The sequence below is a fragment of the Salipiger sp. genome, from assembly GCF_048261495.1.
GTDB lineage: Bacteria > Pseudomonadota > Alphaproteobacteria > Rhodobacterales > Rhodobacteraceae > Salipiger.
The window spans coordinates 32,839-52,843 of the sequence record NZ_JBLXFX010000013.1 but is presented as its reverse complement, the minus strand read 5'-3'; the positions used below and the strand labels follow the sequence as shown (position 1 = coordinate 52,843).

At 68.1% G+C, this 20,005-nt stretch carries 15 protein-coding genes; 6 read left to right on the top strand and 9 right to left on the bottom strand.

Annotation, left to right across the window (positions count from 1 at the left end; all coding sequences use genetic code 11):
- Positions 1 to 11 precede the first annotated feature (11 nt).
- The 3 genes from ACN0RJ_RS19905 to ACN0RJ_RS19895 are packed head-to-tail and all read right to left on the bottom strand — an operon-like array spanning position 12 to position 3,119.
- Positions 12 to 1,061 (bottom strand): ABC transporter substrate-binding protein, encoded by a 1,050-nt coding sequence (locus tag ACN0RJ_RS19905; RefSeq protein WP_417722111.1) that lies wholly within the window; start codon positions 1,059 to 1,061, stop codon positions 12 to 14.
- A complete protein-coding gene (locus ACN0RJ_RS19900; RefSeq protein ID WP_417725416.1) occupies positions 1,058 to 2,452 on the bottom strand; it encodes a sensor histidine kinase in 1,395 nt (464 codons plus the stop codon). The genes ACN0RJ_RS19905 and ACN0RJ_RS19900 overlap by 4 nt, the downstream gene beginning before the upstream one ends.
- The gene (locus ACN0RJ_RS19895; RefSeq protein WP_417725415.1) at positions 2,445 to 3,119 is read right to left on the bottom strand and encodes a response regulator transcription factor; all 675 of its coding nucleotides are present in this window, start codon (positions 3,117 to 3,119) and stop codon (positions 2,445 to 2,447) included. The genes ACN0RJ_RS19900 and ACN0RJ_RS19895 overlap by 8 nt, the downstream gene beginning before the upstream one ends.
- Before the next feature lie 124 nt (positions 3,120 to 3,243).
- On the opposite strand from ACN0RJ_RS19895, the gene ACN0RJ_RS19890 reads away from it, so the two are divergent.
- From ACN0RJ_RS19890 to ACN0RJ_RS19870, 5 genes are all read left to right on the top strand, one after another.
- Complete coding sequence (locus ACN0RJ_RS19890; RefSeq protein ID WP_417722108.1) at positions 3,244 to 4,239, top strand: Bug family tripartite tricarboxylate transporter substrate binding protein; 996 nt, start codon at positions 3,244 to 3,246, stop codon at positions 4,237 to 4,239.
- A gap of 69 nt (positions 4,240 to 4,308) precedes the next feature.
- A complete protein-coding gene (locus ACN0RJ_RS19885; RefSeq protein WP_417722107.1) occupies positions 4,309 to 4,740 on the top strand; it encodes a tripartite tricarboxylate transporter TctB family protein in 432 nt (143 codons plus the stop codon).
- Between the two features lie 9 nt (positions 4,741 to 4,749).
- Positions 4,750 to 6,288 (top strand): tripartite tricarboxylate transporter permease, encoded by a 1,539-nt coding sequence (locus ACN0RJ_RS19880; protein WP_417722106.1) that lies wholly within the window; start codon positions 4,750 to 4,752, stop codon positions 6,286 to 6,288.
- A gap of 180 nt (positions 6,289 to 6,468) precedes the next feature.
- Positions 6,469 to 7,983, top strand: coding sequence for a toll/interleukin-1 receptor domain-containing protein (locus ACN0RJ_RS19875; protein ID WP_417725414.1), 1,515 nt, complete (start codon positions 6,469 to 6,471; stop codon positions 7,981 to 7,983).
- The gene (locus ACN0RJ_RS19870) at positions 7,980 to 12,050 is read left to right on the top strand and encodes an NACHT and WD repeat domain-containing protein (protein WP_417725413.1); all 4,071 of its coding nucleotides are present in this window, start codon (positions 7,980 to 7,982) and stop codon (positions 12,048 to 12,050) included. The genes ACN0RJ_RS19875 and ACN0RJ_RS19870 overlap by 4 nt, the downstream gene beginning before the upstream one ends.
- Positions 12,051 to 12,068: 18 nt before the next feature.
- On the opposite strand, the gene ACN0RJ_RS19865 is transcribed toward ACN0RJ_RS19870, so the two are convergent.
- The 3 genes from ACN0RJ_RS19865 to ACN0RJ_RS19855 all read right to left on the bottom strand — a co-directional run bounded on the left by ACN0RJ_RS19865 (position 12,069) and on the right by ACN0RJ_RS19855 (position 15,006).
- Positions 12,069 to 12,839, bottom strand: coding sequence for an ATP-binding cassette domain-containing protein (locus tag ACN0RJ_RS19865; protein ID WP_417722103.1), 771 nt, complete (start codon positions 12,837 to 12,839; stop codon positions 12,069 to 12,071).
- The gene (locus ACN0RJ_RS19860; protein WP_417722102.1) at positions 12,839 to 13,903 is read right to left on the bottom strand and encodes an ABC transporter permease; all 1,065 of its coding nucleotides are present in this window, start codon (positions 13,901 to 13,903) and stop codon (positions 12,839 to 12,841) included. The genes ACN0RJ_RS19865 and ACN0RJ_RS19860 overlap by 1 nt, the downstream gene beginning before the upstream one ends.
- An 89-nt stretch (positions 13,904 to 13,992) precedes the next feature.
- The gene (locus tag ACN0RJ_RS19855) at positions 13,993 to 15,006 is read right to left on the bottom strand and encodes a sugar ABC transporter substrate-binding protein (RefSeq protein WP_417722101.1); all 1,014 of its coding nucleotides are present in this window, start codon (positions 15,004 to 15,006) and stop codon (positions 13,993 to 13,995) included.
- 173 nt (positions 15,007 to 15,179) lie between these two features.
- Here ACN0RJ_RS19855 and ACN0RJ_RS19850 point away from each other — a divergent pair, with 173 nt between their 5' ends.
- The gene (locus ACN0RJ_RS19850; protein WP_417722100.1) at positions 15,180 to 16,361 is read left to right on the top strand and encodes an ROK family transcriptional regulator; all 1,182 of its coding nucleotides are present in this window, start codon (positions 15,180 to 15,182) and stop codon (positions 16,359 to 16,361) included.
- Between the two features lie 577 nt (positions 16,362 to 16,938).
- Here the strand turns inward: ACN0RJ_RS19850 and ACN0RJ_RS19845 are convergent.
- The 3 genes from ACN0RJ_RS19845 to ACN0RJ_RS19835 form a co-directional block, all read right to left on the bottom strand.
- Positions 16,939 to 17,901, bottom strand: a complete 963-nt coding sequence (locus ACN0RJ_RS19845; protein WP_417725412.1) for a tripartite tricarboxylate transporter substrate-binding protein — start codon at positions 17,899 to 17,901, stop codon at positions 16,939 to 16,941.
- A gap of 105 nt (positions 17,902 to 18,006) precedes the next feature.
- Positions 18,007 to 18,927, bottom strand: a complete 921-nt coding sequence (locus ACN0RJ_RS19840) for a dihydrodipicolinate synthase family protein (protein ID WP_417722098.1) — start codon at positions 18,925 to 18,927, stop codon at positions 18,007 to 18,009.
- 77 nt (positions 18,928 to 19,004) lie between these two features.
- A complete protein-coding gene (locus ACN0RJ_RS19835; RefSeq protein ID WP_417725411.1) occupies positions 19,005 to 19,976 on the bottom strand; it encodes a Bug family tripartite tricarboxylate transporter substrate binding protein in 972 nt (323 codons plus the stop codon).
- Positions 19,977 to 20,005 lie beyond the last annotated feature (29 nt).

Genomic DNA, 20,005 nt, shown 5'->3' with positions numbered 1-20,005 from the left:
CGCGCGCGCCCTCAGTTGCCGAAGGCATCGCGCCAGCGCGCCACGAAGCGGGCGGCCTTCATCCGGTCCATGGCGACCAGCAGCGGCGGTTTCAGCGGGATGAGGCGGCTTCGGCTGTCCTCGCTGCCGGTCTCGGCATTGCGCGTCAGGGCCGAGGCCGAGATGTTCAGATGACTGGCGGTCATCGCCAGCTGGCCCTGCGGCGACAGGATGAAATCGAGAAAGGCGCCCGCCGCCGCCGAGGGCGCGCGCCCCGGCAGGATCGCGGCGCGCGACAGCACCAGCGTGTAATCCTCCGGCGCGGCGATGCCGAGGTCGGAATTGCGGTCGGCCTGTTGCTGCGCGTAGGAGCCGAGCACGTTGTAGGCGATCAGGTAGTCGCCCCGCGCCACGCCGTCGATGATCTCGGCAGAGCAGCAGGTCGCCACCGCGCCGGAGCGGGCAAAGGCCTCCATCAGCGCGCCGAAGGTCGAAGCCTCCTGGCTGTCCATGAAGGCGAACAGAAACCCGAGGCCGGATTCCTCGATGTCGTAGGTCGCGACCTTGCCGCCGTAGATGTCTTCGCGGTTGCGCAGCAGGTCGAGCAGGTCGAACCGGGTGCGCGGCACGTCGCCGGGGGGGACGAGGCGGCGGTTGTAGACCATGACCGCCGGTTCGCGCGAGATGCCCCAGATCTCGTCGCGCCAGCGCAGGAGGTCGGGCAGGGCGGTGGTCTCGGGCGAGATGCGCGGCGCGGCGCAGTGGTCGTTCACGAGGTCCACCATCTGATGCACCCCCGAGCTGATGACGACGTCGGCGCCGGGGCGATCCGCCGCGCAGTCGGCGGCGGTGAGGGCGTAGAGGTCGTTGGAGCCCCATTGTTCATAGCGCAGCGCGATGTCCGGTCGGGTGGCGAGGAAGGCCTCGACCGTCGGGGCAAAGCTGGCGATGTCCGTGGTGGTGCGAAGGACCAGCAGGGTCGGCGCATCCTCGGGACCGAAGCGGCGCACCGCCTCCTGCGCGGCGCCGGGCAGGGCGGCACAGGTCAGGAGGAGGCAGAGCAGGGCGCGCAGGCGGGTCACGGCGTCTCTCCCGGGTCGGCGTCGAGCACGATGGAGATGCGGAAGCCGTCCGGGCGGTCTTCCATCCGCAGATGCCCGCCATAGGCCTCGGCAACGGACCGCGCGATGGACAGCCCGAGGCCCGAGCTCTGGCCGCTGGCCGCCGCGCTGTGCACGAAGCGGTCGCCGAGGCGGGCGCGCAGCTCTGGCGCGGGGCCGGGGCCCGCGTCCTGCACGAAGAGACGGGCACCGTCATCGCGGATCTCGGCGCCGACGCTGACGGGACCGCGCCCGTGCAGCAGGGCGTTGCCGAGCAGGTTCTTCGCCGCCTCGCCGAGCGACAGCGCATCGGCGCGCACCATCACCGGCTCGTCGCCGATGTCCAGCCGTATCTCGACGCCGGGGGCAAGCAGCTGGTGATCTCCGCTTTCCACGATGTCGAGCGTGACGTCGCGCAGGTCCAGCCGTTCGCGCCGGGCCGAATCCAGCCGGTGCACCACCAGCGCCCGGCTCAGCATCTGGTCGAGCAGCCTCCCGAGGCTGACCGAGCGGCGGTGGATGCGCGCGACCAGCCGGTCGCGCCGTTCCGGGTCGGGCTCGCTGGCGGCCAGATCGGCCTGCGCGCGCAGCGCCGCGACCGGCGTGCGCAACTGGTGCGCGGTGTCCGAGATCAGCCCCCGCATCGCCCCGAACTGCCGTTCCAGCCGGTCCATGAAGCCGTTCATCGCCGAGACCATCACCGCCAGCTCGCGCGGGGCGCCGGTGGCGATGGGCGTCAGGTCCTGCGGATCGCGCGCCGCCAGCGCCTCGGCCAGCCGGTCGAGCGGGCGCAGCGCCGAGCGTACCACAAGCACCGTCAGCGCCAGCAGGGCGACACCGCCGCCGGCCAGCGCCACCAGCGCGCGACGGGTGATGTCATAGGCCAGCTCGCGGCGGGCGCGCAGGGTCTGGCCGACCACGATCTCGACCGTGCCGGAGAGGCTGCGTTCGGCAAAGCGGCGGGTGACGCGGATGAAGCGGGCCGGCTCGGCGGTGAAATCCGCGTCGAAGAACAGCGTGTCGTCGGCCCCGCGGGCCGGGCGCGGCGCGGCGGGCAGGTCGGCATGGCCGGTCAGGATCGCGCCGTCCACCCCGCGCACCTGGTAGGCGATCCGGTCCTCGGGGGCGAGCGCGAGCAGTTCGAAGGCCGAGAGCGGCAGATCCACCACCGGCGCGCCGTCGATGACCGAGACCGAGGCGGCGATGTCGTTCGCCGCGCCGATCAGCAGCCGGTCGAAGGCATCCTGCGCCGCCGCGCGGCCATAGGCGAAGGAGGCCAGCGCCAGCACCAGCCCCGCGACCAGCAGCAGCGCCACCAGTCCCGCCGCCATGCGCGCGGTCAGCGACAGCGTGGCGAAGGGGCGGTCAGCCATCGCCCTCGTCCAGCGCGTAGCCGAGGCCGCGCAGCGTGCGGATCACCACGCCCGACCCGGCCAGCTTCTTGCGCAGGCGGGCAACGTAAAGCTCGATGGCGTTCACCCCGACGACCGCGTCATCGAAGGAATAGAGCCCTTCGAGCAGGCGTTCCTTGCTCAGGACCTGGCCCTTCTGGCGGATCAGCATTCCGAGCAGGGCGAATTCCCGGCGGGTGAGGTCGATCTTGTCGCCGTTCACCACGGCCGTCGCCCCGATGGGATTGTAGACCAGTGCGCCGATGCTCACCTCGCCGCCGCCGTCGCCCGCGCGGCGGCGGGACATGGCGTGCAGCCGCGCTTCGAGCTCGCGGTGGTCGAAGGGTTTCACGAGGTAGTCGTCGGCCCCGAGCGAAAACGCCGACAGCTTGTCATCGACCGAGAACTGCGCCGTCAGCATCAGCACCGGCTCGCGGCGGCCGGCATTGCGCAGCTCGCGCAGCAGCGCGGTGCCGGATCCGTCGGGCAGGTTGATGTCGAGCACCAGCGCGTCGTACTTCTGCACGTCGATGCAGGCGCGCGCCTCGGCCAGGGTCATCGCCAGGTCGCAGGCGATCCCGGCGCGGGCCAGCCGGCCCTGCGTGGCCTCGGCCAGATCCTCGGCATCCTCCACCAGCAATACGCGCATCCGGTCCCCTCTCGCAGGGCCGCAGGGTCTGACAGGTTGGTGACAGGTTCAAGCCCTATAACCGCGCCCACGAGCCGGACCGGATGCCACCCGGACCCGGCAAAGACCAACCGGAGGAGACAAGATGGCACTTCAATTCATGCGCACGGCACTGGCCGTGGCGGGACTCAGCGTTGCAGCAACCGGCGCGATGGCCGAAAGCCACGGCTTCATGCCCGAGAACCCCGAATGCATCGCTCCCGCCAACCCCGGCGGCGGCTGGGACTTCACCTGCCGCCAGGTCGGCAAGACCCTTCAGGACGAAGGCCTGATCTCCAAGACCATGCAGGTCGTCAACCTCGCCGGTGGCGGCGGTGGCGTGGCCTATGCGGAAGTCGTGAACAAGCGAGCCGATGACGACGATCTCATCGTCGCGGCCTCCTCGGCCACCGCGACCCGGCTGGCGCAGGGCGCCTTCCCCGGCAACACCATGGACCAGGTGCGCTGGGTCGCCTCCATCGGGGCCGACTACGGCGTGATCGCCGTGGCCGCCGACAGCGAGATCGACACCCTTCCCGCGCTGCTCGACATGATCAAGAACGACCCGACCTCGATTTCCGTCGCCGGCGGCTCCGCGGTGGGCGGCTGGGATCACCTCAAGGTCCTGATCGCGGCCAACGCCTATGGCGTCGAGGACGTGCGCAAGGTCAAGTACATCGCCTTCGACGGCGGCGGCGAGGCCGTGACCCAGCTTCTGGCCGGATCGGTCCAGGCCTTCACGGGCGATCTCTCCGAAGCCAAGGGCTTTGTCGAATCGGGCGACATCAAGGTGATCGCGGTTCTCTCGCCCGAGCGTCTGGACGGCGAATTCGCCGACTTCCCGACCGCCCGCGAGCAGGGCGTGGATGCCATCGGCGCCAACTGGCGCGGCTTCTATGCGCCCGGCAACATGTCGGACGCGGCCTATGAGGGCTGGGTGTCCAAGATCGGCGATCTCTACGCATCGGACGAGTGGAAAGCCATCATGGAGACCAACGGTCTTGCCCCGCTCGACCTGCAGGGTGCAGATTTCCAGCAGTTCGTCGCCGACTCGGTGGCACAGATCCAGTCGATCTCGCGCGAGATCGGGATCATCAAGTAATCACTCACGGAACCGCGCGGCGGGGGCATTTTTCAGCCCTCGCCGCCGGATCGTTTTGGGGGGAGTTCCATGAGCGACCGCATCTTCGGGGCCGTCGGCCTTTTTCTTGCTCTTTTCTACGCCTGGGCAACCTTGCAGATCGAGGAGAGCTTCCTCTCCGACGCGGTCGGTCCCAAGGCCTTTCCGCTGATCATCGCGACCATCCTGGGGATCTCGTCGGCCATCATCGCGCTGAAACCCGATCCCGAGCCGGTCTGGCCGTCGCTCGCCCGCCTGGCCGAGATCGCCGCCGCCGTGGTGGTGATGATCCTCTATGCGCAATTCCTGCCCGAAGCCGGCTTCGTCACCGCGACCGCCGTCGCCTCGGCCTACCTGACCTGGCGGCTGGGCACCAAGCCGCTGCAATCGCTGCTCGTCGGGGTGCTGACCTCGGTCGGCATCTACGTGATCTTCCACCTGGCGCTGGGGCTGTCGCTCGCCCGCGGCCCCTTCGGCTTCTGAGGAGACCCCATGGACACGCTTTCCTCTCTCGCGGACGGGTTCGCCATCGCGCTGACCTGGCAGAACATCGCCCTCGCGCTTCTTGGCTGCTTTCTCGGCACCATCATGGGCGCGCTTCCGGGCCTCGGCCCGTCGAACGGCGTCGCCATCCTGATCCCGCTCGCCTTCACGCTGGGCCTGGGGCCGACGGCCTCGCTGATCCTGCTGACCTCGGTCTACTACGGCGCGATGTACGGCGGACGGATCAGTTCGATCCTGCTCAACATTCCCGGTGACGAACCGGCCATGATGACCTGCCTCGACGGCTATCCCATGGCGCAGAAGGGCCTTGCCGGCGAGGCGCTGTCGCTCTCGGGCATCGCGTCCTTCGTCGGGGCGTTCTTTGCCACCTGGGGGTTGATCTTCCTCGCGCCGCAGCTCGTGAAACTGGCGCTGCTGTTCGGACCGGCGGAATATTTCGCCCTCTTCGCGCTGGCCTTCGCCACGCTGGGCGGCGTCAGCTCGACCAACCAGGCCAAGTCCGCCTTTGCCGCGATGCTGGGCCTCGGCCTTGCCATGATCGGCGTCGACACCCAGACCGGCGTGCCGCGTCTGACCTTCGGCGAGGTGCATCTCTACGACGGCCTCGACTTCCTCGTCGCCATCGTCGGCCTGTTCGCCCTGTCCGAAGTGTTCATCTTTCTCGAACACCGCCACGGTTCGGCGGATGCCGAGGGCAAGAAGATCGAGGTCGGCCGCCTGAGCCCGCCGATGTCGATGCTGAAGCAATGCACGCCGACCATGCTGCGGTCCTCCGTGCTGGGCTTTGTCGCCGGGGTTCTGCCGGGGGCAGGGGCGTCGCTCGGCTCCTTCCTGTCCTATTCGATGGAGAAGAAGCTGGTCGACAAGCACGGCACCTTCGGCACCGGCGATCCGCGCGGCGTGGCCGCCCCCGAGGCCGGCAACAACGCCGCCGCCGGTGGTGCGCTGGTGCCGATGCTGGCGCTGGGCGTGCCGGGATCGGGCACGACCGCCGTGCTGCTGGCCGTGCTGCTGAGCCTCAACATCACCCCGGGGCCGCTGCTGTTCCAGAACAACCCCGATGTGGTCTGGGGCCTGATCGCGGCGCTGTTCATCGCCAACTTCATGCTGCTGGCCATGAACATCCCGATGGTCGGCATCTTCACCCGCGTGCTGATGGTGCCGCCGCGCATCCTCATGCCGGTGGTGGCGATGGTCAGCTTCGTGGGCATCTACGGCATCTCGGGGTCGAGCTTCGACCTGCTGGTGATGATCGCCTTCGGCGTCGGCGGCTGGGTGCTTCGGAAACTCGACGTGCCGCTGGTGCCGGTGATCCTCGGAACGCTGCTCGGCAACACGATGGAGAACAACCTGCGCCGCGCCGTCACCATCGACAACGGAGACTGGTGGACGCTGGTCGACAGCCCGCTGTCGCTCACCCTCTGGGCGATCGCGATCATCGGGTTCATCCTGCCGATCTTCCTCGGCAAGGTCGTCCGCGCGCGGATGCACGCCCGCCGGGACGAAGAGGGCTCCACCGCAGACTGAGGAACCGTATTCGAGCAGAAGACGGGGCAAAGGGCGCACTTCGGTGCGCCCTTTCGCATGGAGGGCCCGTGGGAGCAGCATGGTTGATCGACCGGGAACCATTCGTTACGCTGCAACCCCAAGTGGTTTTACGACAAGTCTATTAGCCCGATTCTTCCGGTGCGCGTTTGGAGGCGGGGCATGCCCGACAAGTCCCAGGACAAGATCTCGGTCTTCGTGAGTTATTCTCACGCCGATACCCGTCCGCGCTCCATCGTCGACATGAGCCGCCTCGGCGTGCTGATGAGCGACATCAAGCATGATCTCGGCATCCACGACGGACGCAGCCCGTTCCGCATCCTGCGCGATGCCGAAGGCACGCTGACCGCGGGCGACGACATCGACGCGACGGTCTCGGCCGCCATCGACGCGGCGGATGTCGGATTGGTGTTCCTGTCGCGCGGCTACTGCCGGTCCGAGAACTGCCGCTTCGAACTGCAGCGCCTGCTGGAAAAGGGCAAGCGGGTCATCCTGGTGGAACTGGAAGAAGCCTGGACCACCGCCGACTACCCCGAGTACGACGCCCTGCGCGACCGGCTCTCGGGGGATCTGCGGGTGATGGTCTGGGGCACCCATGACGGGCTGTCGCGGCGCTACGGCGACCCGCTGCCCAATGTGAAGTACTCGGAATTCATGTCGGAATATCTCGAGGCGGAGCGGCGCATCGTCGATGCGCTCTACCATGCCCGCCGCGAGATCGAGGCCGCGCGCGGCCGCGAAGCGCAGGCGGCCGGGCGCCCCGAGCCGGCGGGCAGCGCGCCGGATGCGCCGGTCAACGTCGTCATGGCCGCGCCCACCAGCGACGTGAAGGCCGTGGCCGACCGGCTCGAAAGGGCCTACGTGGCCGCCGGGGTCAAGGTGCTGCGCCTCGACCGGACGGAGGCCGACCGCGACCCCGAAGCCGCGAAAAGGTGCATCGCGCTGGGCGATGTCTTCGTGCAGGTGCTCGGCGCCTTTCCCGGCCGCCGCTCCGAGGCGCTGGGCGACCGACCCGTGGTCATCGCCCAGCATGACATCGCCGTCGATGCGGGGATCGAGGTTTCGACCTGGGTCGCGGCGGATTTCGACATGGCCGAATGCGGCGAGGAATACGCCGCCTTCCTCGGGCGTGTCGTGACCCACCGCACCAGCTTCGAGGATTTCGAAACCTACACCCTGCGCCTCGTCAAGGACCGCCAGAGCCTGCGCGACGCCAGCGACCGGCGCAGCCGGGTGCGCAATTTCGCGGGCGGCGACGTGCCGCTGGTTTCCATCGACGCGGCCGAGGTCGATGCCGACCTGCGCGACCGCATCAAGGATGCGCTGGAAAAGCACGTCTATGTCGACTGCATCCACTACGAGACCGAAATGGAAACGCTGCACGAGGCGGTACAGGACAACGATGCCATCGTGCTGGTCTACGGCGCGCGCCCCGAGGGGCAGAAACGCGCCAAGGCGCGGTTCCGCTATTTCCGCCGGTTGCGCCGGACCGTCTGGGACGAGCAGAAGCAGCGCATGGAGATCGCCTTCGGCGACGCCTCTCCCGCCGGCGGCGTGCCCTGTCCGAGCGGCCCCGACATCCACGTGATCCGGGTCGATGACGATGTCGATCCGGTGTCGATGACCGCCTTCCTCGAGTCCCTGCGCATGGTCGCGGCGGAAGAGTCCCGCCCGTGAGCGACTCGAGCGGAGAATTCGTCTTCAGCCAGACGCCCTATCCGGGGCTGCGCTCGTTTCTGCGGGCGGAGTTCGACATCTTCTTCGGACGCGACGACCATGTGTCGAGCATGCTCGACAAGCTGGCCGAGGAGCGGTTCCTCTGCGTCACCGGCCCCTCGGGCTGCGGGAAATCCTCGCTGGCGCGCACGGGGCTGTTCAACGCGCTCGAGGCCGGGTTCCTCAAGGGGCGCGGCTCGGACTGGATCTTTTGCGACCTCTACCCCGAAACCGACCCGCTGGACCGGCTCTGCGCGGCGCTGGGCAAGGCCATCGTGCTGGGCGAAAGCGGGCGCGGCTCGCCCGATCCGGACGAGGAACAGCTCGCCCAGATCACCGAGCTGCACGGCCTGTTCCTGAACCACATCGAGGCGCGCGGCAGCGATCTCACCCCGGCGGTGGAGCGGGTGACGGCGGTCGAGGGGCGCCCCATCGTCATCCTCGTCGACCAGTTCGAGGAGATCTTCCGCTACGGGCAGGACGACCCCTATGCCGCCTCGCGCTTTGTCGACGTGCTGCTCAAGACGGCGGCGGTTCGGGGCGACATCTACGTGGTCATCACCATCCGCACCGACGAGCTGGAGAAATGCGCACGCTACGCCGGGCTGACCAATGCCATCAACCACAGCCAGTTCCTGACCCCGACGCTGGACCGCTTCCAGATGCAGGAAGCGATCGAGGGGCCGATCACCCTGTTCGGCGGGACCATCGACCCGCAGCTTTCGGTCTGGATGCTGAACGGGCTGGAAGAACAGCTGGACAAGCTGCCGCTGATGCAGCACGCGCTCCGGCTGCTTTACCTAGATGCCCGCCGCAAGCAGCCCGAGGGTCCCATCACCATCCGCCTGCCGGATTTCTACGAAGTCTTCGGGATCGAGGATTTCCCCGGTCACGCGAAATCCGAAAGCCACCGGGCGCTGCGGACCTCGCTCTCGCACCGGCTGGAAACCATCTATGCCGGTCTCGATCCGCGCGACCAGGACATCGCGCGCGGCCTGTTCTGCGCTCTGACAACCATCGACAGCCGCGGACGGGACATCCGCCGGCCGATCCGGCTCGGGGCTGCGGCCGAAACGCTGGCCTGCCCGTTGGAAAGCCTGCTCAGGGTCGTGTCGCGCTTTCGGGACGGGTCGGAAAGCTACCTGCGCATCGCCGGGGATCACGACGGCGTCGATGCCGATGACGTGGTGGACGTGACCCACGAATGCGTGCTGCGCCTGTGGCGGCCGTTGCAGCAGAACTGGCTCCCGGACGAGACGACCTCGGCCGAGAACATCCGCTTTCTCGCCCGTCTCGCGCGCGAGCGCGAGGAAACCTCGCGCGGGGGGTGGCTCGACCGGCTGCTGGGGCGGGGGCTTCTGGGCGGGCAGGCGCTGCGGCGCTATTCCGGCTGGTGGTCGCGGCGCAGGCCGAACGCGGCCTGGGCGGCGCGGTTTCTCGACGGGATGGAGTGGCCGGGCCCGCGGGGGAGATTGCCGGCGGCGCAGATCTTTCACCGGGTCGAGGGGTTCTTTCGCGCCTCGCGCAGCTTTGCCAAGTACGAACGCCTGATGATCGCGGCGGGGCTGGCGCTGGTGCTGGCCTTTGCGGCGATCAACATCACTGCCATGGTCCTTGCCGCCCGCTCGGACAAGCGCGCCGCCGAGGCCGAGGCCTCCCTCCTCAAGACCGAGGCGGAACGGCTCGAGGCCGAGGAAAAGGCCGCCAGCGAACTGGCCCGCGCCAGCGTCCTGCAGGGCATCATCGCGGTCAATCCCAGCGGCCGCGCGCAGGAACCGCTGGAAATCGCGGTGACGGCGGCAGATGCGCTGGAACGCGCGCTGAATGCCGAACTGGATGAGGACGGCCGGATGCTGGCCTACGACAAGGCGATGAAATCCATCGGCTTCGTCTACGAATACCGCCGCTACTACCACGGCACGGGGGCCGATCAGCAGATCTTCAGCGCCGCCTACCTGCCCTCGGGCGACCGCATCGTCACTCTGAACGAGGCGATGACCCTCACGATCTGGGGGCGCGACGACATCGAAACGCCCGAGCGGGTGATCCCGCTGAGCGACGCGCTGGTGCACGGCGACTACACCCTGGGGGGCAAGGGGCGCAGCATGGACGTGGCGCCGGACGGCACCATCGCGGTCGGCAGCCAGCGCGGAGAGGTCCTGCTGATCTCGGGGCTGGGGCCGGACGGCGCGGGCCTGCCGGAGTTCGTCTCGCTCTTTCCGGGGCCGGAGCCCTGGGGGCGGGACACGGTTTCGCGGCTGTCGTTTTCGGCGGACGGCACGGTGCTGGTCGCCGGGACGCTGTCGAACCACGTGCATATCTGGCGCATGTCCCCGGCGGGGGACTGGCAGAACGACCGCATCCTGTCGGCGCGCAACCTCGTGGCGCGGCAATCCGGGGTGCCGCTGCAGTTCGTGACGCAGGTCGCCAACGAGGGGCGCGAATTCAGCGTCTGGTCGGTCGACGTCGCACCGGACGGTCGGCGCGTGGCCATCGGGCTCGAGAACGGCACCGTCTGCCTGTTCGGCCTGACCGGGGACGACGTGCGCTGCGATCCGGACGGCCATGACGAAGAGGTCAAGACCGTACGCTTTTCGCCCGACGGCCGCACGCTTGTGTCGGGTGGCAACGACGACCGCATCCGTCTGTGGGATGTCGACCCGGCGGGGGCGGACGGAGAGTTGCGGCTCGACCTGTCGCCGGCGATGCTGTGGCACGACTACGACGTGTGGGATGCCAGCTTCAGCCCGGACGGGGCGTTCCTTGCCGTGGCGATCTGGGACGGCTCTACCCATGTCTACGACACCGAGGGCTGGCGCCCCCGCCGGGTGCTGCGCGGGCACGGACGCACCCTGCGCAGCGTGCGGTTCGGCCCGGAGGGGCAGACGCTGCTGACCGCCTCAATCGACCACACCGCGCGGCTCTGGACGCCCTTCGTCACCCGCGCCGCCGACCTCGCGCTCAGCGACCGGCTCCCCGCTGCGGTGAGCAGCCGCGACCTCGCCTCGGTCGCGGTGGGGCCGGAAGCGGCCTGGATCGTCGCCAGCAACCGCGACGCGGTCTGGCTGAAGGAGCCGGGCGCGGCGCTGCGCCAGCTTTATCCGCCCGACAACATCGTTGCGCCGTTCGGCTTCCTGACCGGCCTCGCCGCCCCGCGCAACCGCGACCTCTTCGTCGCCGCGCGCAGCAATGCCGCGCTGATGATCTTTTCGCGCACCGATGCGGGCGGGTGGGCCCGCCGCGACCTGCCGCTGACGGGGGCGGCAGCGATGCAGCCGCTGACCCGCCGCCAGCTCGCGGTCTCGGCCGACGGCAGCCGCCTCGCGGTGAACGTGCTGGGCGCGGATGACACCATGTCCGTGCTTATCTGCGAGATCGACGCCGAGGTCTGCGGCAGCGGACCGGGCGAGCACGTGGCGCTGATCCCCTTTGCCCCGGTGAACGAGGTGCCGCGGACGCGGGACACCCAATGCAACAACACGCCGGGCCTGTTGTCGATCGCCCTGTCGGCGGACGGCACGCAACTGGCGATCGGCAGCACCGATTGCAACCTGCGCCGCTACGCGGTCGCGGGGGACGGCGCGCCGCTCGGCATCATGCGCAAGCACGTGGGCAACATCGTCGCCGCCGATTTCTCGCCCGACGGCACGGCGCTGTTCTCGGGCTCCGCCGACTGGACCGGGCGGTACTGGACCTTTGCGTCCGAGGAGGTGCCCCAGTTCCGCGGCCACGGATCGAACCTGACCGATGTCGTCTTCCTGCCGGAGGGCGATCACCTGGCCACCGCGTCGCTCGACGAGCATGTCTTTGTCTGGGATGTGGCGCGGGGCAAGCCGCTGCTCGACCTGCCGGGCTTTTCCGAAACGATCAACGCGCTCGACGTGGCGGCGATGCCGGACGGCGGGTCGATGATCGTGGCGGGGACGGCGGATGGCGACCTGGTGGCGCAGCGCTTCGTCGAAACGCCGGAGGCGGCGCTGGCCATGGTCCGCGCCACCATCGAGGCCATTCGCGGCCCCGCGCCCTAGGGCGGGGGCCGCGTTGGTTCAGGCGGCTTCGGCCTCGGGCATCTTGGCGCCGGTCATGAAGGCCACCGCATCGGACATGGTGTAGTCGCCCGGCTTGATGACGCAGAGGCGCTTGCCGAGCCGGTGCACGTGGATGCGGTCGGCCAGTTCGAAGACATGCGGCATGTTGTGCGAGATCAGGATGATCGGAATGCCGCGGGATTTCACGTCCTGGATCAGCTCCAGCACCTTGCGGCTTTCCTTGACGCCGAGCGCCGCGGTCGGTTCGTCGAGGATGATGACCTTGGACCCGAAGGCCGCCGCGCGGGCCACCGCGACGCCCTGGCGCTGGCCGCCGGACAGCGTTTCGACCGTCTGGTTGATGTTCTGAATGGTCATCAGCCCCAGTTCGGCCAGCTTCTTGCGGGCGAAATCCTCCATCGCGCGGCGGTCGAGCTGGCGGAAGATCGACCCCATCGGCCCCGTCTTGCGGATCTCGCGGCCCATGAACATGTTGTCGGTGATCGACAGGGCGGGGGACATGGCAAGCGTCTGGTAGACCGTCTCGATCCCGGCGCCGCGGGCATCGTTGGGCGAGGAGAAGTTGACCTTGCGCCCTTCGAGGTGGACGTCGCCCTCGTCCGGGATGACGGCGCCCGACAGGGCCTTGATGAGGGTCGACTTGCCCGCCCCGTTGTCGCCGATCACGGCGAGGATCTCTCCGGGGTAGAGTTCGAAGTCGCAATGGTCGAGCGCGGTCACCCGGCCGTAGCGCTTCACGAGGTTCTTTCCGGTCAGGATCGGTTCCATCAGGCAGACACCTTTCTAATCCACTGGTCGACAGCCACGGCGGCGATGATCAGCACACCGATGAAGAAGTAGGTCCATTGTGCATCCGCGCCGAGCAGGCGCAGCCCCAGCGTGAACACCCCGACGATGAGTGCCCCGAACAGCGAGCCGATGATCGAACCCCTCCCGCCGAAGAGCGAGATGCCCCCGATCACCACGGCAGTGATGCTTTCGATATTGGCCTCGTAGGCCGAGGTCGGCGACACCGAGCCGAGCCGCCCGATCAGCGCCCAGCCGGCGAAGGCGCAGATCAGCCCGCCCAGCATGTAGACCGACATCAGCGTCGCCTTGACGTTGACGCCCGACAGTTGCGCCGCTTCGGGATCGTCGCCCACGGCATAGACGTGGCGGCCCCAGGCGGTGTTCTTCAGCACCCATCCCAGCGCCAGCACCAGCAGGATCATGAAGATCACGCCGAAGGTGAACACGGCCCCGCCGATGTTGATCTTGTTGCCCATGAACTGGAGCAGGGGGGCCTGCGCCTCGATATCCTGCGCGCGGATCGTCTCGTTCCGGGAATAGAGGTAGTTGGTGGCAAGGATCACCTGCCAGGTGCCCAGCGTCACGATGAAGGGCGGCAGTTTCATCCGGCTGACCAGCAGCCCGTTCAGCGCGCCGCAGAGCGTTCCGAACAGCAGCCCGGCCATCACCGCGATGAAGGGCGGCACGCCGTAGCGGAACACCATCTGACCCATCACCACCGACGAGAACACCGTGATCGCCCCGACCGACAGGTCGATGCCCGCCGTGAGGATGATCAGCGACTGCGCCGCCGCGACGATGCCGACGATCTGCACCTGCTGAAGGATCAGCGTCAGCGCGAAGGGCGAAAAGAATTTCGACCCGAGCAGCGCGCCGAACACCAGGATCGAGATCACCAGCACGATCAGCGGCACAAGGGCCGGCGTGACGTGCAGCGCGTGGTGGAACTTGTGGAGGAGGCCTTTGCGGCTGTCCTCGAATTCGGCAAACTTGTCTTCTCGTTTGCCCTTCACGACATCTTCGAAGGAATCGCTCTGGCTCATCGCGGGGCCCCCTCCCGAAAGGCTTCGGATGCGGGGCGGCATGGGGCCGCCCCGTCTCATGGTAGCATGATTGCGTCGTTTGCGGGGGCTCAGCCCCAGCAGAGATCCTTGCCCTCGGCGACCGAGATCGACTCCACGCCGTCGACGGGCTGGTCGGTGACCAGTTTCACGCCGGTGTCGTAGAAATCCTTGCCCTCGGTGGCGACGGGCCGGGTGCCGTCCTTGGCGAACTGGGCGATGGCCTCGATCCCGAGACCGGCCATGTCCAGCGGGTACTGCTGCGAGGTCGCGCCGATCACGCCGTCCGCGACGTTCTGCACGCCGGGGCAGCCGCCGTCGACGGAGACGATCAGCACGTCCTTTTCGCGGCCGAGCGACTTCAGCGCCTCGTAGGCGCCCGCGGCGGCGGGTTCGTTGATCGTGTAGACCACGTTGACCATCGGGTCCTTGGCAAGAAGGTTCTCCATGGCCGTGCGGCCGCCTTCCTCGTTGCCCTGGGTGACGTCATGGCCGACGATGCGGGCGTCGGTCTCGTCGCCGTAGCGCGAGGCGTCGCCGATATCTATGCCGAAGCCCTGCATGAAGCCCTGGTCGCGCAGAACGCCGACGGTGGGCTGGCTGACGTTGAGATCCAGGAAGGCGATCTTGGCATCCGCCGCGGCATCGCCGAGCTTGCCCTTGGCCCATTCGCCGATCAGCACGCCGGCCTTGAAATTGTCGGTGGCAAAGGTCGCATCGGCCGCATCCGCCGGGTCGAGCGGCGTGTCGAGCGCGATGACCAGCGCACCGGCCTCCTGCGCCTGCTTGACCGAGGACACGATGGACGAGGTGTCGGAGGCGGTCAGAAGGATGCCCTTGGCGCCCGAGGCGATGCAGGATTCGATGGCCTGCGCCTGGGTTTCGTGGTCGCCGTCATACTTGCCGGCGAAGGTCATCAGCTTGATGCCGAGCTCTTCGGCCTTGGCGGAGGCGCCTTCGCGCATCTTGACGAAGAACGGGTTGGTGTCGGTCTTGGTGATAAGGCAGGCGGTCACATCCTGCGCGGATGCGGCACCGGATGCGGCTGCCAGTGCGAGTGCCGAAATGGCCATCAGCTTTTTCATGATCGTCTCCTCCCAGAAAGTCATGCGCCCGGGGCGTCGTGCCGCCGGTATGTTTCGGCCCGCCGTTCTGCGGACACCCCTTGTCTGAGCCGATTCTCCGATTGGGTCAATAAATAAATAAACTTGATTTATTAAAGGCGCTGTGAGGGTAATGGAGGCAGGGGAGTTGCGCCATGACGTTGACGGTGATGGATTCGGGAGTGGTGCCGCGCGGCGCGGCGGCGGTCGCGGGACGCAGCGCGAACGAACGTGCGATCCTCGACCTGCTGCGGCTGGCCGGGCCGACCCCCTCGGCCGAGATCGCCCGCCAGACCGGGCTCTCGGCGCAATCCGCCTCGGTCATCACGCGCAACCTGGAAAAGGACGGGCTGCTGCTGCGCGGCAACCCGGTGAAGGGCAAGGTCGGCAAGCCTTCGGTGCCGATCCGGCTGGACCCGAACGGCGCGTTCTCGGTCGGGCTGCGGATCGGGCGGCGAAGTTCGGACCTCGTGCTGCTCGACCTCACCGGCGAGGTGCGCGGCCATGTCTCGCTGCGCTATGCCTATCCGTTGCCGGACCAGATCACCGGCTTCCTCGAAACCGGGCTGGAACAGTTTCACGAAGGCCTTACCCCCGGACAGCGCCGCCGGCTTGCGGGGATCGGCGTCGGCATGCCCTTCGATCTCTGGAGCTGGCTGGAGAACATCGGCGCCCCGGCCGAGGAAATGGACGCCTGGCGCAGCTTTTCCCCGCACCGGGCCTTCCGCAAGGTGACGGAACTGCCGGTGTTCCTGGGCAACGACAGCTCGCTTGCCTGTCACGGAGAGCACCTGTTCGGTGCTGCGGCGGGGCACAGCGATTTCGCCTACATCTACATCGGCGCCTTTGTCGGCGGCGGCATCGTCACGGGCAACCGGCTCTACCTCGGACAGCGCGGCAATGCCGGGGCTATCGCCTCGATCCCGGTGCCGCGCGGGGACGGGACGGCGGCGCAACTGCTCGAACTGGCGTCGGTCTACGATCTCGAACGGCAGGTCGACGCGCGTTATCCCGGATCGGGCCAGCGGCTGCTGCAAAGCGTGCACTGGCGCGGCTTCGACGATCTGCGCGATGCCTGGATCGACAAGACCGCGCGCCACGTGGCGCTGGCCGCCGTGGCGATGGTCGCGGTGCTGGACCTGCCGACGGTGGTGGTGGACGGCAGCTTTCCCGCAGAGATCCGCGAGCGGCTGGTCGAACGGATGCGCGCGGCGCTGGAGGGGATCGACACCCGCGGCATCGACCCGCCCGACGTCCAGGCCGGGCAACTGGGCATGATGGCCTGCGCGCTGGGTGCGGGCTATCAGCCGATCGTCGCGCGCTACTTCCTCGAATGACCGGACGGTACGGGGGCTGCGGGACGGTTCCGGCATCGCGGCCACCCGTGCGGGCGGGTCGGAATCCCTCTTGTCAGGCGGATGAACCGGCGTAATCTCGGCCGCGTCGGGCCCCGGATTCGAGAGATCCTGCCCGGTTCCCGACAAAGGTGACGACGGTTTCGCCGAAGGGCGGAGCATGACGAGTGCCCGGCATTTCCCGGGGCGGTTTCCTGCACGACCCCTCATTGCCCACGACGGGTTGCCCGGTTTTCATTCTCGCGTGGGTCTGCCACGCCGATTTTGCAATCAAGAATTTACCAAGCCGCGCCGGAGGCGACACTGCACGATGAACCCCGTGCCCGGGGGCTTTCGGTCAATGGGCCGTTGCCCCATGCTTCGCTGGCCCGCGTCGGTTTCATCGACAACCCTCCGGGGGGCGATCCTCAAGCAGAGCCGCCAATGGACAGCAGTGGGTGCTCTCGTCAGGTCGCCGCCTCAAGCCGAAATCCGGTCGGCAGACGCAAGAAGACCGGCCCCGAGGGAGGGCCGGTCCCGTAGACCATCGGTGCGGGGCGGGAGCGGGCCCCGTCCGGGGTCAGTTGGTCTTGGCGTAGCCGAGCGCCTGCATGATGCGCTGCGTGTCGGCCTCGTGACGGGCCATGAGGTCGGTCAGACCTGCCGAATCCAGCCAGCGCAGACCAAAGCCCGCCTCTTTCATCGAGGTCTGGAACCGCTCGGACTCATAGGCCTCCTTTGCGGCGGCCTCCCAGGCGGCGACGTGCTCCGGCGACATGCCCGCCGGTCCTCCGAGCGCCCGCCAGGTGCCACCGTCGAGCGGCGCGCCGATCACGTCTCCGGCGAGCGGAACATCCTCGAAGCCGGGCACGGGGTCCGGGCTCAGCACGGCGAGGGGGCGCACAGCCCCGGCGGAAATCAGCGCCGAGGCTTCGGGCAGCGAGGCGGTCTGGAAATCGACCCCGCCCGAGGCGAGTTCGGTCAGGCCGCTGGCCGCGCCCTGGCCGGGCACCCAGACCACGCTGGCGACGTCGATGCCGTAGTCGAGCATCATCCCCGCGACCGGCACGTCCCAGACGCTGCCGCAACCGCCGCTGCAATGGACGGTAAAGGCGGCCGGGTCGGCCTTGATCGCGTCGAGCGCGGATTTCAGATCCTCGAAGGGCGAGGAGGCGCCGACCAGAAGCGCCGAGCTGTCGCCGTTGAACACCGCGATGGGCGAGAAATCCGAGCCCTCGAAATCCGCCTGTCCGGTCATCTTGTAGCCGGCATAGGGAAACAGCAGGCCGACGGTCAGCCCGTCCGGCGCGGCGTTCTTCATGGTGGTCAACCCGACGACGCCGCCGCCCTGACCCTGGTTCACGATGGTGATCGGCTGTCCCAGCGCGCCTTCGAGTTCCCGCGCCAGAAGCCGTGTGGTGGTGTCGCCGCCGCCACCCGCGCCGGCCGGCACGACGATGGTCAACGGGCGATCGAAGGTGGCTTCCGCGGCGACCGATCCGGCCGCGACCGCGAACACCGCCGCAGCAATGTATTTCAGCATGGTATCTCCTCCCTGAGATCATCGCGGACGGCGCACCGCCCGCTTCTGGTCCGCCCGTCTCCCCGGGCGGGTGCGGCGGCACCCTTGGCGCCGCCGCGTCGGGCCTCAGCCCGCTTTCTGCATCGGGGTCGCTTCGGTCTCGTCGTACTTGAGAACCGCGGCCAGTTCCACGTCGATCCGGGCGGCCTGCTCGGCGCTGGTGACCGGCATGGGCATGCGGGGCAGACCCGAGGGCACGCCCTGCTTGGACAGCACGTATTTCACGTTCGCCGGAAGGTTGTCGGCGAAGATCGTGTTCCAGAACCGCAGCAGCGCACGGTGGATTTCCTGCGCCTTGGCGTGATCGCCCGCCTGCACGGCGTTCCAGAGCGTCACGCAGACACCGGGGACGGCCGCCGGGTTGGCCGCGATGGTGCCATGCGCGCCCATGGCGAAGGAAGCGTAGAGCAGGGCGTCGACGGCGGTGAAGACCAGCTTGCCTTCGGGGATGGAGATCATCAGATCCGCCATCAGCTTGAGGTCGCCCGCCGACTGTTTCACGCCGATGATGCCCGGCAGCCCTTCCATCAGCCGCACGAGCAGCTTGGGCGACAGGTAGTTCCACGGCACGACGTTGTAGATCAGTACGGGCAGGTCGACCGCTTCGGTCATCCGCTTGAAATGCGCATAGGTGGCATCGTCATCGGGCTTGAACACGTAATGCACCGGCGTCACCTGAAGCGCCGCGACGTCGAACTTCGACACCGCCGTCGCCATCTCGATGGCCTTGCGGGTGGAGTTCGCGATGATGCCGGCCACCACGGGAATGGAGCCGTCGACCTCTTCGCAGGCGATCTCGATCGAGCGCGCCAGCTCTTCGGTGGACAGGGTGTGGCCTTCGCCGGTCGAACCGCCGAGGCAGATCCCGTGGACGCCCTTGCGCATCATGAAGCGCACATTGGCGCGAAGCGCCGCTTCGTCGATGGTCTCGTCCGCGGTGAACGGGGTCACCAGCGGGGGAATGATCCCTTTCAGGTCGTGTTTCATGCCGTTTCCTTCTTGTTGAACGGTCGTCTTGAATCGTGGTCCGGATCGCGGGCGCCGCTGCGGGCGCCCGCCCCGGATCAGGGGTTGAGCGCGTCGATGACGCGTTCGGTCTGTGCCTCATGCTCCCGCATGAAGGCGCCAAGCTCTTCGGCATCCATCCAGACCGTGCCGAAGCCGCGTTCCTTCATGCCGGTCTGAAAGCCGTCGCTGTCATAGGCCGCCTTGATGGACGCCTCGATCTGGCCGACGAGTTCGGAGTCCATGCCCGCCGCGCCCGCGATGCCGCGCCAGGTGCCGCCGGTCGCGGATTTGCCGGTTTCCTCTTCCACGGTCGGCACTTCGGGGTAACGCTCCAGCCGCTCGCCCGAGAACACGGCGACGTTCTTCACCAGCCCCGCATCGCGCAGCGCGTCGGTTTCGGGCAGCGAGCAGAGCACGATGTCCATGCCGCCCGAGGTCAGCTCCTGCAGACCGGCCGCCGAGCCCTGGGCGGGGATCAGGTTCAGCCTGGCCACGTCGATGCCCTCGTCGAGCATCAGCGACACGAAGGGAATGTCCCAGCTGGCATTGCAGCCGCCGCCGCAGGAGATGCTGAGGCTGGAGGGATCTTCCTTGAGCGCGGCGATGATGTCGTTGATCGAACCCAACTCGGAATCCGCGGCCACGGAGACGCTCGCCGGGTCCATGTTGATCATCGCGATGGGCGTGAAGCTGTCGGAGGTGAAGTCCGCCTGTCCCAGCATCCGGTACTGGGCAAAGGGCGACATCTGACCGACGGTCGTGCCGTCCGGCGCGGCGTTCACGTAGGTGGTCATGCCCACCACGCCCGCGCCCTGTGCCTGGTTCACGACGCTGATCGGCTGGTCCGAATTCGCCTCGAGTTCGCGCGCCAGCAGGCGCATGGTGTAGTCGCTGCCGCCGCCGGCACCGGCGATCACGATGAGGGTGGTGGGCTTGGTCGGCCAGGCATCGGTCTGGGCTGCCGTCGCCATGGAGCCGGCCAGGATCAGGGCAAGCGCCGTCGCCCCACTGTAGCGGATCATTTTCATCGTCTTTCTCCTCCCGGATATTCCTGATT

Bases quoted from the DNA above. Each gene is read 5' to 3' on its own strand.
- ACN0RJ_RS19900 (WP_417725416.1), bottom strand. From the start codon at position 2,452: ATGGCTGACCGCCCCTTCGCCACGCTGTCGCTGACCGCGCGCATGGCG.
- ACN0RJ_RS19895 (WP_417725415.1), bottom strand. From the start codon at position 3,119: ATGCGCGTATTGCTGGTGGAGGATGCCGAGGATCTGGCCGAGGCCACG.
- ACN0RJ_RS19890 (WP_417722108.1), top strand. From the start codon at position 3,244: ATGGCACTTCAATTCATGCGCACGGCACTGGCCGTGGCGGGACTCAGC.
- ACN0RJ_RS19885 (WP_417722107.1), top strand. From the start codon at position 4,309: ATGAGCGACCGCATCTTCGGGGCCGTCGGCCTTTTTCTTGCTCTTTTC.
- ACN0RJ_RS19880 (WP_417722106.1), top strand. From the start codon at position 4,750: ATGGACACGCTTTCCTCTCTCGCGGACGGGTTCGCCATCGCGCTGACC.
- ACN0RJ_RS19875 (WP_417725414.1), top strand. From the start codon at position 6,469: ATGCCCGACAAGTCCCAGGACAAGATCTCGGTCTTCGTGAGTTATTCT.
- ACN0RJ_RS19865 (WP_417722103.1), bottom strand. From the start codon at position 12,839: ATGGAACCGATCCTGACCGGAAAGAACCTCGTGAAGCGCTACGGCCGG.
- ACN0RJ_RS19860 (WP_417722102.1), bottom strand. From the start codon at position 13,903: ATGAGCCAGAGCGATTCCTTCGAAGATGTCGTGAAGGGCAAACGAGAA.
- ACN0RJ_RS19855 (WP_417722101.1), bottom strand. From the start codon at position 15,006: ATGAAAAAGCTGATGGCCATTTCGGCACTCGCACTGGCAGCCGCATCC.
- ACN0RJ_RS19850 (WP_417722100.1), top strand. From the start codon at position 15,180: ATGACGTTGACGGTGATGGATTCGGGAGTGGTGCCGCGCGGCGCGGCG.
- ACN0RJ_RS19845 (WP_417725412.1), bottom strand. From the start codon at position 17,901: ATGCTGAAATACATTGCTGCGGCGGTGTTCGCGGTCGCGGCCGGATCG.
- ACN0RJ_RS19840 (WP_417722098.1), bottom strand. From the start codon at position 18,927: ATGAAACACGACCTGAAAGGGATCATTCCCCCGCTGGTGACCCCGTTC.
- ACN0RJ_RS19835 (WP_417725411.1), bottom strand. From the start codon at position 19,976: ATGAAAATGATCCGCTACAGTGGGGCGACGGCGCTTGCCCTGATCCTG.